We start from the raw sequence: 12,829 nt of genomic DNA on the forward strand, positions 1-12,829 counted from the left end.
CGGTCGCGAGCAGCTACGGAGCAATGCCGGGAAGCTTGGCTTGATCATCTCGTGTGCGGGCGCTGGATGCAGCGAAGCTCCTGTAGAACGAGCGATCTACCACGATCGACTTGTTCGGAACAGGAGCTTCGTTGTCTGGGGAGTCTGGCATAGAGGGGTCGTCGCGTGCGAGCGCGGGACAGACGGGGCAGCTGGGTGTGTTGCGCCAGGTTGTGACACGGCGGATGGTCACGGATGTGCTGGCGGCTTCCGGCCGCGGGGACCGGCGTAGTGACGGCAAACTCTGCGCGGTGACGTGTGTGTTCTTCGTGCTCGCGTTGACGCTGTTCCCGAGAGACGGCTACCGGTCGGTGCTGTCGAAGCTGGCCGGTGGGACGGCGCGGCTGGCCGCGCGGGGCCAGCTGGTCTCCTCCTCGGCGCTGCGGCAGCGCCGCGTCACGCTGGGCCCGGAGCCGTTCCGGTTACTGTTCGAGCGGATCGCCGGGCCGGTCGGCACGGTCGCGATGCCGGGGGTGTTCTGGCGGGGGCTTCGGCTGGCCTCGGTGGACGGCACGTTTCTCGAGGTCGCCGACACCGCGGTGAACGCGGTGTTCGGCCGGACCCGCAATCAGCGGCGGATCGCCGCGTTCCCCCAGGTCCGCCTGGTCGCGCTGATCGAGTGCGGGACCCGGGCGCTGCTCGGGGTGGCGTTCGACATCCGCCGGGTCTGTGAGCAGGACCTGACACGGCGCCTGCTGGACCGGATGCGCCCCGGGATGCTGGTCCTGGCCGACCGGGGATTCCCGGGCTGGCTGCTGTGGGTCGATGCCGCCGCCGGCGGGGCGGATCTGTTGTGGCGGATCTCGGCGGCGGTGCGGCTGGTCCCCGACGAGGTCCTGCCCGACGGCTCCTGGCTCGCGACCCGGCACGCGCACAAGAACATCACGAAAGCCCTGGCGGGGCGGCCCCGGTCGGTACGGATCCGGGTGATCGAGATGGTGGTCGTCATCGAGGCCGCCGACGGGTCACGACGCCATGAGCCCTACCGGCTCATCACCACCTTGCTCGACCCTGCGGCCTTCCCCGCCGGTGAACTGGCCGCACTGTATTCCCAGCGGTGGGAATCCGAGCTCGAATTCCGGGACTTGAAGATCACTCAGCGCGGGGCACGCGCCGTCCTGAGATCGAAGACACCCGCGCTGGTCAACCAGGAGATCTGGGCGTATCTCGTCACCCACCAGGCGATCCGCCGCACGATCAGTTCCACCGCCGCCGGCCACGGGCTCGATGCCGACCGGCTCTCCTTCACTGTCGCCCTGACCGTCGCCCGGGACACCGTGATCCGCACCACGGCGCGGATCGGCACCCACCTCGCCGAGATGACCACGTCGCTGCTGGCGAACCTGCGATCGGCCGAGCGACGCCTGCGGGTCTGCCCCCGGACCGTGAAACGCCCCAGCTCCATCTTCCCCTCGAAACCCGCCGGGCCGGCCAGCCGCAGCACAAAAATCACCGGATACGGGATCGAAATCATCCCACTCGACACAACCCCGCCGACCACCGCGGAGCCCGACAGCCACACGAGATGATCAAGCCAAGCTTCCCGGCATTGAGCTACGGAGTGCGCCGGGGGCTCAGCCGGGCGGATCCTGGAGGGACTTGAGACCGCCCTTCGAGGCGCCACGGTTGAGCATCGTGTCCTGGGTGCGCTCGAACGCCAACCGGTAGCGAGCGCGTTCCTCGCCCGTCTCCGGGAGGCCGCACCCGGTCCTGATGGCTGCCGGCAGGGCAAGTAGGGCACCCCGGGTTGTGCCGGGCAAGTGGGGAAGTCTCGTCACGATGATATTTTCGCCGCCCTATGAGACGGATCTCGACCACGAAGCTAATGATTTTGACATTTCTGCTGGTCGCGGCGTTCGTTGTGGCGTTTGTCACGATGAACACTCGGTCACAAAACGGCAATTCGGATAATCCATCGAAACCGTCCGAATCATCCGATAAGGGCATGGATCGCGTTGATCTGGAGGACCGGATCAACGGATTCGTCACCGAGGTGGTCGCGGACGCCGACTTCCGGCCGCCGACGCGCGCGGAGCGCGGTGCGATCGCCGACGGGGTGGGGCTGCTCGTCGCGGGGCGCCGCGACGAGGCCGCTCGTGCACTCGCCGAGGCCGATTTCGGCGTACGCACCCTCACCGACGGGGCAACCGGCCGCCAGTACGCGGAGGTGGCCGAGTCCGGGGGCCGCCGGGAGGCGGAGGCCGAGCGCGGCTGGGGACGGGTGTACGTCGCACTCGGAGAGCCTGTGCGGTGGTCGGCGCAGGTCCCGCATCCGGTGGCCGACGCGGACAGCGAGCGTTTCGGGTCCGGAGTCATGGCCGGGTGGCCCGGGGGCGTACTGGTCATCGCGGGGGCGCACCGCGAGGCGGGCAGGGGCGACGCGGCCGATGTCGCCCACCGCCGGGACACGGTCTTCCACGCGGTCTGCGACGAGCTCACGCGGCGTCGGCTGCCCGGGATCCAGCTGCACGGTTTCGCGGACAGCACCGAACCCGAATACGACGTGATCGTCTCCACCGGCCGCGGCACGGACGGCCGCACGGCCGCACGCCGGCTCACGGAGGCGCTCCGGGACGAGAACTTCGAGGTGTGCCGCGCGTGGGTGCGGCGGTGCGTGCTGGAAGGGCGGTCGAACGTGCAGGGCCGGGAGGCGGCCGAACTGGACGTGCCGTTCCTGCACGTGGAGTTCAGCCGCACGGTACGGGCCGACCCGACGCGGACGGAGGCGGCGGTGGAGGCCCTTGGCGCGACGGTGGCGGCGTGGCGCCAGCTTGAGATTTGACCTCGCCGCTCGAACACGACCGCAAGTCGGCTTCACGGAACCAGCATGCGCACCGTTTGTCCCGACTTAATTAGATTTCCGACTGTGCTGCGGAGCCTGCTCGTGCGGCAGGAAGGGCTAGTCGGAGCTGTTCGAATCCGGAGGTTAAATCTCAAGCTAGGGGGTGTCTGACAATTCCCCGTGGGTCAAGGAGCGGCGTCCGGTGCGTGCGATCGCAAGGCGCCGGACAGTCCTCGTAGCGGAGCTACTGGGGCTTTTCGGCAACGCTGCGAGCGTGCCTGCCGGGCGTCGCGACGCCGCGGGGAATTGTCAGACACCCCCTAGCTGTACTGACCCGTGAGGTTGGGGACGCGGCTGGCGGGTGGTTGGCCCTTGAGCGCGGTGTGTCCGCGGTGGTGATTGTAGGTGTGCAGCCAGACGGGGTATGCCTCGCGTCGCTCGGTCTCGGTCCGGTATGCCTTCGCGTAGGCCCACTCGTCCAGCAGGGTCCGGTTGAACCGCTCCACTTTGCCGTTGGTCTGGGGCCGGTAGGGGCGGGTGCGCTTGTGTGAAATGCCCTGCTCGGCGAGGGAGTTGCGCCACAGGTGTGACTTGTAGCAGGAGCCGTTGTCGGTCAGGACCCGCTGGACGGTGATGCCGGCGGTGGCGAAGTAGGCGTGGGCCCGTTGCCAGAATCCGACGGCGGTCTCCTTCTTCTCGTCGGTGAGGATCTCGCTGTAGGCCAGGCGGGAGTGGTCGTCGACCGCGTTGTGCAGGAAGCTCATCCCGGCCTTGGCCCGGTTCTTGCGGCCCGCTTGCCGGCCGAGGACCTTGTGGCCGCCGCCGTCGGGGATGTTGCCGAGTTTTTTGATGTCGACGTGCACCAGGTCACCGGGGTGGTCGTGTTCGTAGCGGCGGATCACCCGGCCGGTGGCACGGTCCAGGTGGGCCAGGCGGGCCAGCTTGTAGCGGGTCAGGACACGGTGGACGGTCGCCGGGTTCAGCCCGAGGAGGTAGGCGATGCGGGCCGGCCCCCAGCGGCGCAGGATGCGGACCTTGATGATTCGCCGCTCGGTGCGGGTCGGCGTGCGACGTGGGCTGTGGTGCGGGCGCGAGGACCGGTCGCTCATCCCGGCCTCGCCCAGCTCGCGGTAGCGGGCGGCCCACCGCTGTGCCGTCGTGGGCGAGACCTGGAAGCGTTCGGCGGCCCGGCGCAGGGGCCAGCCGTCGTCCACGACGCAGCGGGCCAGCCGCAGGCGGCCGGTCTCGGTCAGGGGTGCATTACGGTGGGGCATGAGGGCCTTCTGTCGTTCGGTGGAGATGTCGCAATCCACACCGAACCCGGAAGGCCCTCACTTGTTCAAGATCACCCGACCGTGATCACTGTCACCAACCTCCGTGGACAGAACACCTAGCCCGGGTGGCGGCGTGGCGCCGGCCCGGAGGGACGCCCCCTACCCCGGCGCCCCGCACACCGAAGGAACCCGGGGCGTTCCCCGCGCCCGCAGCCGCTGCGTCTCGTCGTCCAGCTGCCGCAGCAGCCCCGTCAGCAGCGCCCCGTCCCCCGGCGCGGCCAGGAACTCCAGCACCGACCGGTAGAACGCGCCGCGCAGCCCCGCCGGCATCACGTCCGACGCGTCGACGCACAGCCTGCGCGCCCGCGTCAGCGCCTCGTCGACCGAGCGGTTGGCCCACGCGTCGCCGTACGACCCGACGGACGCCGGGAAGAACGGCAGGTTGCGTTCCGGCACCGCACGCGCCCAGGTGCCACGCGCCTGCTCCCCAGTGAGGAACGTGAGCAGCGACCGGGCGCCCGCAGTGTCGCGGAACAGCGCCGCCATGTCGCCGGCCACCTCGTACGCCCCCCGGTTGTTCGCCAGCCCCGCGACGGCCGACGCGCTCGCGGTGAACGTGACGTCGTTCCCGTACAGCCGCCGGATGAAGCTCCCCTGGTGCTCGCGTACGCACCCGCCGTCGCCGGCCTCCTCGCTTCCAGCCCCAGCCCCGCCGTCGCCCCGTGCCATCAAGCCTTTGCCGTCCCTGCCTTCGAAGCCGTTGCCGAGTGCGGCGGAGGTCTGCGCCGGGCCCCCGGACGTCAGGAGCCGCCCCCAGGTTTCCCACGCCGTCCGCACCTCGCGGCTGTTCCACGGCAGTTCGCCGGTCGCCCACTGCTCGTACAGCGCGGGGCCCGACTTCTGGAGCAGGATGTCCTCGATCCAGTCGCTGCCCGGCCACCCCGACGTCGCGCCCGACCCCATGCCCAGGCACCACGCGCCCTTGCGCGCGGAGTTGTCCGGGTAGTGCCACACGACGCTCTTGAGATCAATCTTCACCGGGGTCCAGTACGTGTTCTTGCGGCCGTCCACGGTGAGTTCGGGCGCCCACGGCTGCGGGGAGCGTTCCCGGACGTTCTCGGGAAGCGGTGCGAGCACCCCGTCGTGGGCGTACTCGGTGAGGTCGCCCAGGCTGTTCAGTACGGCGATGTCGGGCGGTGAACCGGCTTGCACCTGGGCGAGCAGCGTCTCGCGGAGCGACGTGGTGCCCTGGTAGTCGACCTCTATGCCGTACTCCCCGGTGAACTGGGCCAGTACCGTTTCGAAGCTCTCCTCCTCGTCGCCCGTCCACGGCCCGAGAACGCTCACGGCGGGTCGGGGCTCCTCCGCGCACGCCGTCGACGTGAGCGCGATCGCGGCGAGCAGAGCGACGCACAGCAGCACGCGCGACAGAGCACGCAGGTGCGGAGCGTTCCCGAGAACGTGGTGCGGAGCGTTCATCGGGGGCCTCCCGTGCGGTTCCGGGGAACGGCGTATTCGGCGAGGTGCGACTGGAGCGTCCAGAGCACGACACCCGTCATCAGTACGGTCCCGAGCGGAATGAACACCGTGCCCCTGACCCACCCCCTGATGTTTCCCGCCCGCGCTGCCTCGTCCATGCCCTTCTCGGCGTCGGCGATGGCCGCCTCCGGAGCCGGCGTGCCGTCGACAGGGATCAGCAGCGCGCTCGCGTCCCGCATCAGGCTCTGGCCGTCGTGTGCCTGCCACGTCCCGAAGGCGAGCACGGGAACGGCGGCCAGCAGCACCGTCACCGCCGCCAGCGGCATGCTCAGCCGCAGCCGGAAACGCCGGCGCAGGAATACCTGGGTGCCCACCAGCCCTGCGCCGAGCAGCACGCAGGCCGTGACGGCCACCGGCCACGCCAGCAGCGGCGCGTATCCCCAGTCCTCCTGGTGGTCCAGGGCCGCGTTCTGCCGGGCCTGGACGGCGGCGATCCGGTCGAGTATGCCCGACTCGGGGCCGTACATCATCGTCTGCGCGTACGCGAGGTTGGCGAGGCTCAGGCGCGCCCGGCCGGACTGCGTCCACGCCCCGTCGATGCGCAGCGCGTAGCCGTCGACGAGCCCGGACGCGATACGCAGCGTCTGGCGGTCCTTGCGGTCCAGGGCGCCGGTGGCGGCAGCCCGCTCCAGGCTGCCCTTCGCCCGCGTGAGCTGCGTCCGGTACTCCTCCCCGCGCGCCAGGACGTCCGGCCACTGCGCGTGCCCTGCCCGGTAGCGGAGGTGGTCGCGGGCCGTGGTGTGGACCTGGCGCAGTGAGGCCTGGGCCCTGGCCAGTTCGACGACGGCGGGCCCGGTGCGGTCGCGGATCGCCACCGAGTCGCTGTGGACCTCGTCGTACGCGCCGAAGAGCGCCGTGCCGCCCACAGCGGTGAGCGTGAGCAGCCACAGCAGCTGACGGCGCAGGTAGCGGACGGTGGTGACACCGTCGGCCCCGGTGGCGGAGCGCCAGAAGCGGCGTGCGTACGCCGTCACCGCGCGTCCCGGGGCTGCTCCGGTGCAGGTGCAGGTGCGACTCCCGGTCCCGGTGCCGGTGCGCTGCGGTGCGGCGGCAGCATGGTGCTGTGAGCGCGCAGGACCATCGCCGAGTTGATGTCGAGCGGCCGGATGTCGGTGCGTATCTTCACCTCTCCGCGCGCGGCGTCGATGATCAGCACGACATCCCCGAGGCGTTGCAGCATCGCTTCGTTGCCCATCGCGTGGGCCCGGCGCACCGCCTCGCCCCACGCCGCCCGCGCGCGCGGCACGTCCCCGGCGCGCTGCGCCGCCCTGCCCTCTTCGAGGCCGCGCACGAGCGCGTCGTGGTGCGCGTAGTGGGCGACCTTGGGGTCGTAGGTGCTGTAGAGGTCGTGGTGGCGGGTCCAGTGCACCAACAGGGGCCGCGCGGGCGGCAGCAGGGGCGCCGCCACACCGTCCTTGCCGGGCTGCGGCTCGCGCACCACCTTGAGGTCCGCCAGCCACAGCGCCCGGTCGACGGGCTCCTGCCCGGTACGGGATGCGGCCACGCACACCAGGTACTCGCGGGTCTCCGCGCCCCACGGCGGCGTCCGGAACTCCAGGCAGCGCTCCCCGGCCACCACGCGCCCCGGCAGCAGATCGCGGCGGGTGGGGTGGACCTGCTGGACGGTGAGCGGGGCGCTGCCGGGGCGGTGGGTCAGGCGCAGCCGCAGACCGGTGAGGCTGCGGGCCGCGGACTCGGCGGTCACGGTGCGGAACTCGCCGGGCAGCGCGTCCAAGTCGCGCACCGCATCGGCCTTGCCGTCGAGGCGGTCGGCGATCAGCTGCAACTCGTCGGGGTCCCAGTCCTCGCCGATGCCGCGCGCGTCGCAGGTGAACAGCCCTGAGCAACGCCCGAGTTCGGCTGCCAGTTCCTCCCGCCGCTCGTGCTCGTTGCGTCCATCGCTCAGCAGCAGCGCGTGCCGGACGGTGCCCCCCGGGCGTCCCGCGAACAGCTCGCGGGCCAGGGCCAGCCAGCTGCCGATGGCGGTGCCCCCGCTCGGGGCGAGGCGGGCGACGGCGTCCTCGGCCTCCTTGCGCGTGGTGGCGTCGGCGCGGGCGAGGTCCCTGCCGGAGCCGGCCGGCCCCTCCGGGTAGACGAGCTCCGCGGTGTGGCGTCCCGCGACGATCGCGAAGTACGTGCCGTCCGGCAGCGCCCGTACCGCTTCCGTCGCCGCTTCCTGGGCCGCCCACAGCTTCTCGCGCGGGTAGCCCATGGACGCGGAGCAGTCGAGCAGCAGGATCTCGGCGTTCGCGGACCCGGCGGACGCCGGACCACCGGCCCCCGTGGTGACGGTGACCGTCACCACGGCGCACATACGGGTCCCGGTCTCGGCGCCGCGCTCCACGAAGACGTAGGGCTGCTGGCTCAGTTCGAGGCGGACGGCGGGCGGGCCGTCGGCGGTGCCATTCTCGTGCCCCGCATCTGCTGGAGCTTGCGAGCCGTCCGTGCCGCGCCGGGCCATGTGTGCTCCTTGTGGGTCCATCGCAGGGGCCGTATGCCGTTGGCCAGGTCGAGCAGCGCGTGCGCCCGCAGGTCACCGGCCTGCTGGGACAGCGCGCGGTACGCCTCCTCCAGGCGTCTGCGCAGCCGGCTCTCGGTGAGGTGCTCGTCCTGGACCCGCTCGCGCAGCTCCGCCAGCCGCCGCACCCGCGCGTCCTCGCCGTTGTCCGTAGCGCAGACCCAGTCCAGTACCACTTCGCGGATGTGCGATTCCAGGCGCAGCACCGCGTGCCGGTCCGTCAGCCCCTCCTCCTCGTGTAACTGCACGACCCGGGCCAGCGCGGCGGTGACCGACTCCAGGGGCGGCGGCGCCCCGGCCGGGGCCCTGCGGCCCGCCAGGATGCGGACGATCGCGGTCCGAGCGGCCGTGCGGTGCCGGGAGTCCTTCGGTACGTGCTCCAGGATTTCCAGGGCCTTCTCCCGTTCCTCCCGGGCCAGATGGAAACGTGCTAGCCCGAAGGCGGCGCTGCCCATGGAGTGATTGCGCAGCCACACGGCCTCGTAGTAGTCGCGGGCCCGGTCCGGTGCGCCGAGCCGTTCGTGGCAGTAGCCGAGGGCGAGCTTGGGGGCGTACTCACCGGGCAGCGAGTCGTAGACGTGGTCGAACTCGGTGCGGGCCTCGGCGATCCGGTCGTCACCGAGGTGCAGCAGCCCGGCGTGCCAGTGCAGCCGCCAGTCGTACGGGGCCATGGTGCCGACGAGCGCGGTGGCCAGGCCGAGTTCGGCGTGGGCCCGCTCGTGGTGGTGGGCGCGCCGGCGGGGTCTGCGGGCGAGGTCGAGGTGCAGGCGGCAGCGCAGCAGGTGCAGTTCGACGGACGGCGTCCAGTCCGCGAGCAGTTGCAGCAGACCCGGTGCGTCGTACGAGATCCGGGCGAGCGAGCCCGCCTGCGGGTCGTCGGGGTCGGTCCTGGGCACGGGCAGGCCCGCCGCGACCTCGTCGGGGGACGGCCGCGCGGCGTTCAGGGGGAGGCGGTGGGTGCCGTACGCCCAGCTGTCCAGCGTGGGGGCCCGGCCCAGCCCGCCGTCGAGCGCGGCCGACGCCGGGTCGAACAGGCGGGAGGGCTCGAAGGTCTCGGTACCCAGCCGCAGGGAGCGCAGCTCGCGGATGACACCGCGCAGTTGGAGCGACATCTCGGCTGCGGTGGCGTACCGGTGGCGCGGGTCGTCGGCGGTGGCGCGGGCGAGCGCCCGGTGCAGCGACTCGGCACCGAGCCCGGGCGCCCGGTGGCGGGCGGCGTCGGCGAGCTCGCGCAGGGTCACGCCGACGCTGTAGAGGTCGGACTGGGGGTGCGCGCGGCCGTCCTGCTCGACCTCGGGGCCCTTGTAGGGGCCGGTGTACGGTCCGGGAACGCCGAACTCCCGTACCCCGCCCACGTCGATGATCTTGATGCCGTCGCCGCAGTGCATGACGTTGTCCGGCTTCATGTCGCCGTACACCTTGCGCTCCTGCGTGTGCAGATAGCCGAGTGCGTCGAGGATCCGGATGCCGTAACTGACGATGAACTCGTGCACGCGCGGTCCCGCGAACGGCTCCTCGTCGCGCGCGATGCGCTCGGCGATCCGGTGCAGCGCCATGCCGGCCGCGAACTCCATGACGATGTAGTCGGTGCCGGTGGGGCGGTGCGTCGCGTAGTTGATGACGCGGATGATGTCCTGGTGGTTGAGGTCGGTCAGATGCCGGCGCTCGCGCAGCGCGACCTCGCGGGCCAGGGAACTGTGCGGGTTACGCAGGCCCTTGAGGGCGACCGGGCGGTCGTGGAGCTGGGCGTCCTCCGCCAGATACACCCAGCCCAGGCCGCCATGGGCGATGGGCCCGACGACGCGGTACTGGTCGGCGAGTACGTCGTCGGCGGACAGCTGGGGTTGCAGCGCGTACGGCGTCCCGCAGCTGCAGCGCCCCTCGGAGGTGACGACGCCGATGAACTCGGCGCAGTCGGGGTTGCCGCACCGCATGACGTGCGAGGACGGCTGGGCGGCTTCGGGCTGGGCGAGGAGGGCCGGGTCGGGGACCTCGACGAGGGGCAGGTCCATCAGGTTGTCACCGGCGGGGGAGAGGACGAACTGGGCCGCCGGAGGGCGCGGGCCGCCGCTCTGCCCGTTCGCGCCCGTGAGGCCTCCCTTCGCGCCTGCGCCGCCGGGGCCGTTCGCGCCTGCGCCGTTCGCGCCTGTCCTGGCCCCGTTCGGGGGCGCTCCGTCGTCGTCCACGGGCAGTCCGGTGAGGTCGCAGAAGCCCGTCTCGGTGACCTGCCCCCCGCACCCCGGGTGCGGACACGCCCTCACCGCGGCTCCCCCAGCGCGGCGAGGGCCACCCGCGCCTCGGTCACGAACCGCTCGACGGCCGCCTCCGCCACCGGCAGCTCGCACGGCCCGCCCGTGAGCATCCGTTGCGCCTCCTGGTGCAGCACGGCCGCCGCCTCGGTGATGCCGTGGGCGGCCAGGCGCGCCTGGTGACCGTCGAGCAGACCGCGCAGCTCCTGGTGGCGGGCGAGTCGGAGGGCGAGGACGCGATGGGCGGCCTTCGCCTGCAACAGCGCGCCCTCCGTGCTGCGTTCGACGTAACTCAGCTTGACCAGGAAGGCGGTCGCGCCCCGCTGCGGATCGGCCTCCAGGCGGGCCGCCTTCAGCGCGAGATCGGGGGCGTACCGGGGCACGGGCGGCAGCGGAGTGACGCAGGACGCGGCCCGGCGCCGTAACTCCCGGGCGGCTTCCTCCGTACGGGCGAGGTCGGTGATCCGGCGGCCGATGCGGTCCAGCCAGCGCCGGGGGCGGTCCGGTTCGAGGAGGAGATCGTACGCACGGCGCAGGGCGGGGGAATCCAGCCGCCGGAACACGAGCAGCAGCCGCCCGCCGCGTCGCGCCAGCGCGTGCAGCAACTCGACTGTCTCCGCGGGCTCCGCGCTCTCGTCCACGCCACGGACGACGGTGGTCAGCGGCAGGGCGTCGGCGGCGAGCCGGGCGGGCAGGGGGAGCAGGCCGGGGCCGTCGAGGCCCATGCCCTCGGCGATCTCCCCGGCGACCTGGGCGGGGGTCCGGCCGCTCACATCGATTGCGAGGTCGAGGCTGCCGGCGCGGGGGACGGTCGGATACGCGTCCACGTGGGCGAGGCCGGAGCGGGCGAGGCCGGGGTCGGCGGCCGCGGTGGAGGTGCGGGGGGACTGCTCGCGGTCGGCCAGGGCGAGGGTGGTGCGCAGCGCGAGGGCCGCCGCCAGGTCCTCGTCCCGTACGAACGCGATCTCCACGTCCGCCATGTCGTCCTCGCCCGCCAGCCACCGGGTGATCCACCGCGCGAAGCCCAGGTCCTGGGCAGGGCGGGCCGGGCCGTCGCCGGCGTCGACGGCGACGGCGACGCCGGGGGTGAGGAGCGCTGGGGGGACGGGGGGCCGACCGCTGACGCAGCGCTCGCGGACGAGGTCGAGGTGCTTGACGACGGTGCCGGTCGGGATCATGTAACCGTGGACGTAGTGGGCGCCCTCACGCTCCGAGTCCAGCTTGCTGACGACGATCCCGATGACGCGGCCGGTGCGGTTGTCGACGACGCCGGCGCCGCTGAAGCGCCGCATGAGGGTGTCGGCCTCGGTCACGGGGTCGATCTGCACCCACTCGTCGCCGGGGCCGCCGGGCCCCTTGATGAGCGCTTCGGCCCACTTGCCGCCGGTGATGCGGGACGGGTACCCGGCGAAGTGGACCCGCCGGTTCCAGATGGTGGGGAGCCGGTGCAGCGTGGTGTGTGAGGCGACGGGCGGCGGCCCGTCGAGCCGCAGGAGGGCGAGGTCGCCGCTGTGGTCGTCGGCGCGCGGAACCCAGTGGCCCGGCAGAACGCGGGCCTCCAGCGCACCGGGACCGGCGCCGCCCTGGCCCTTGCCGCCCCCGCCGTTGCCGGGGAACTCGACGACCACCACGGGCTGGTGGTCGTCGCTGCCGGCGATCCGGATGACGTGGGCGCAGGTCAGCACCATCCCGTCGCCGAGCAGCACACCGGCCCCGAGCACCTGTCCACGCGGACCGGGACTGCGCAGCCGTACGCGCCAAGTCTCCTGGTCCGTACGAAAGTTGGCTCCTAAACTGGTCTCACCTTGTAGCGCCCCCATGCTGTACCAGCATAGTCGCGGTGGGTGACAATGGGGCCTCGGCGGCAGCGGGGGGATGTGGGCAAGGTGAACGCGTACGACGACGCGCAGGACCGGGCACCGGGCCTGGCAGAGGTGATCAGCCAGGTGCGGGCGGAGCTGGAGGAGGCCCAGCGGCGGGGCAGGGACAGCGGGCTGCGTTTCCGTGTGGAGAAGGTGAGCCTGGAGTTCACGGTCCAGATCCGGCGCGAGACGGGCGGCAAGGGCGGCCTGCGCATCGGCGTGGTGACGGCGGATGTCGGCAGGACAGCCACGGACGACACGACGCACCGCATCAACGTCGAACTCCAGCCCCGGGGCAGGGACGGCGACGGCCCGGTGGACGTCGGCGGCGAGACGCACCCCGACCTGGACGACGACGCCTGACTCCCTCTGCCTCCCTGCCCCCTGACTACCCGCTACAGCACGGGGGACCTCACGGGGGCCTCACGTGACCTCACGGGACTTCACGGGGAACGCCACGTCACAGGCCTCGTCCGTCGCCGACGCGGCGTCCCAGTCGGCGAATTAGATCTCGCGGCAGGGCCCGGCCACGCTCAGGCCCTGCCGTGTCAACCATGGTTCCATCC

At 72.1% G+C, this 12,829-nt stretch carries 10 protein-coding genes and 1 pseudogene; 3 read left to right on the forward strand and 8 right to left on the reverse strand.

From position 1 onward, the window contains the following. The first annotated feature begins 224 nt into the window (after positions 1 to 224). On the forward strand, positions 225 to 1,568 hold the full coding sequence (locus ACU6WZ_RS16700) for an IS4 family transposase (RefSeq protein WP_447028847.1): 1,344 nt from the start codon (positions 225 to 227) through the stop codon (positions 1,566 to 1,568). A gap of 45 nt (positions 1,569 to 1,613) precedes the next feature. On the opposite strand, the gene ACU6WZ_RS16705 is transcribed toward ACU6WZ_RS16700, so the two are convergent. Beyond that, positions 1,614 to 1,799: a hypothetical protein gene (locus ACU6WZ_RS16705; RefSeq protein ID WP_447028848.1), complete on the reverse strand. Its 186-nt coding sequence runs from the start codon at positions 1,797 to 1,799 to the stop codon at positions 1,614 to 1,616. Between the two features lie 185 nt (positions 1,800 to 1,984). On the opposite strand from ACU6WZ_RS16705, the gene ACU6WZ_RS16710 reads away from it, so the two are divergent. Further along, positions 1,985 to 2,821, forward strand: coding sequence for a hypothetical protein (locus ACU6WZ_RS16710; protein WP_447028849.1), 837 nt, complete (start codon positions 1,985 to 1,987; stop codon positions 2,819 to 2,821). A gap of 320 nt (positions 2,822 to 3,141) precedes the next feature. Here ACU6WZ_RS16710 and ACU6WZ_RS16715 read toward each other — a convergent pair whose 3' ends face one another. The 6 genes from ACU6WZ_RS16715 to ACU6WZ_RS16740 form a co-directional block, all read right to left on the reverse strand. Further along, positions 3,142 to 4,095, reverse strand: coding sequence for an IS481 family transposase (locus ACU6WZ_RS16715; RefSeq protein WP_447028850.1), 954 nt, complete (start codon positions 4,093 to 4,095; stop codon positions 3,142 to 3,144). 159 nt (positions 4,096 to 4,254) lie between these two features. Beyond that, on the reverse strand, positions 4,255 to 5,574 hold the full coding sequence (locus tag ACU6WZ_RS16720; RefSeq protein ID WP_447028851.1) for an extracellular solute-binding protein: 1,320 nt from the start codon (positions 5,572 to 5,574) through the stop codon (positions 4,255 to 4,257). Beyond that, positions 5,571 to 6,608: a GlnX family signal transduction membrane protein gene (locus ACU6WZ_RS16725; RefSeq protein WP_447028852.1), complete on the reverse strand. Its 1,038-nt coding sequence runs from the start codon at positions 6,606 to 6,608 to the stop codon at positions 5,571 to 5,573. Before ACU6WZ_RS16725 ends, ACU6WZ_RS16720 begins: the two co-directional genes overlap by 4 nt. After that, positions 6,605 to 8,095, reverse strand: a complete 1,491-nt coding sequence (locus tag ACU6WZ_RS16730) for a vWA domain-containing protein (RefSeq protein WP_447028853.1) — start codon at positions 8,093 to 8,095, stop codon at positions 6,605 to 6,607. Before ACU6WZ_RS16730 ends, ACU6WZ_RS16725 begins: the two co-directional genes overlap by 4 nt. Beyond that, a complete protein-coding gene (locus ACU6WZ_RS16735) occupies positions 7,999 to 10,413 on the reverse strand; it encodes a serine/threonine-protein kinase (protein WP_447028854.1) in 2,415 nt (804 codons plus the stop codon). The genes ACU6WZ_RS16730 and ACU6WZ_RS16735 overlap by 97 nt, the downstream gene beginning before the upstream one ends. Continuing rightward, on the reverse strand, positions 10,410 to 12,122 hold the full coding sequence (locus tag ACU6WZ_RS16740; protein ID WP_447028855.1) for a S1 family peptidase: 1,713 nt from the start codon (positions 12,120 to 12,122) through the stop codon (positions 10,410 to 10,412). Before ACU6WZ_RS16740 ends, ACU6WZ_RS16735 begins: the two co-directional genes overlap by 4 nt. 165 nt (positions 12,123 to 12,287) lie before the next feature. Here ACU6WZ_RS16740 and ACU6WZ_RS16745 point away from each other — a divergent pair, with 165 nt between their 5' ends. Beyond that, positions 12,288 to 12,626 carry a trypco2 family protein gene (locus ACU6WZ_RS16745; RefSeq protein ID WP_447028856.1) on the forward strand — a complete coding sequence of 113 codons (339 nt, stop codon included), beginning with the start codon at positions 12,288 to 12,290 and terminating at the stop codon, positions 12,624 to 12,626. A 60-nt stretch (positions 12,627 to 12,686) separates the two neighbouring features. Here ACU6WZ_RS16745 and ACU6WZ_RS16750 read toward each other — a convergent pair. Continuing rightward, positions 12,687 to 12,827 (reverse strand): annotated as a pseudogene (locus tag ACU6WZ_RS16750) (MerR family transcriptional regulator); the annotation flags it as partial. Positions 12,828 to 12,829 lie beyond the last annotated feature (2 nt).

Source organism: Streptomyces hypolithicus (assembly GCF_052934925.1).

Coding starts and splice junctions, on each gene's coding strand:
- ACU6WZ_RS16700 (WP_447028847.1), top strand. CDS start 225: ATGGTCACGGATGTGCTGGCGGCTTCCGGCCGCGGGGACCGGCGTAGT.
- ACU6WZ_RS16720 (WP_447028851.1), bottom strand. CDS start 5,574: ATGAACGCTCCGCACCACGTTCTCGGGAACGCTCCGCACCTGCGTGCT.
- ACU6WZ_RS16730 (WP_447028853.1), bottom strand. CDS start 8,095: ATGGCCCGGCGCGGCACGGACGGCTCGCAAGCTCCAGCAGATGCGGGG.
- ACU6WZ_RS16710 (WP_447028849.1), top strand. CDS start 1,985: ATGGATCGCGTTGATCTGGAGGACCGGATCAACGGATTCGTCACCGAG.
- ACU6WZ_RS16715 (WP_447028850.1), bottom strand. CDS start 4,095: ATGCCCCACCGTAATGCACCCCTGACCGAGACCGGCCGCCTGCGGCTG.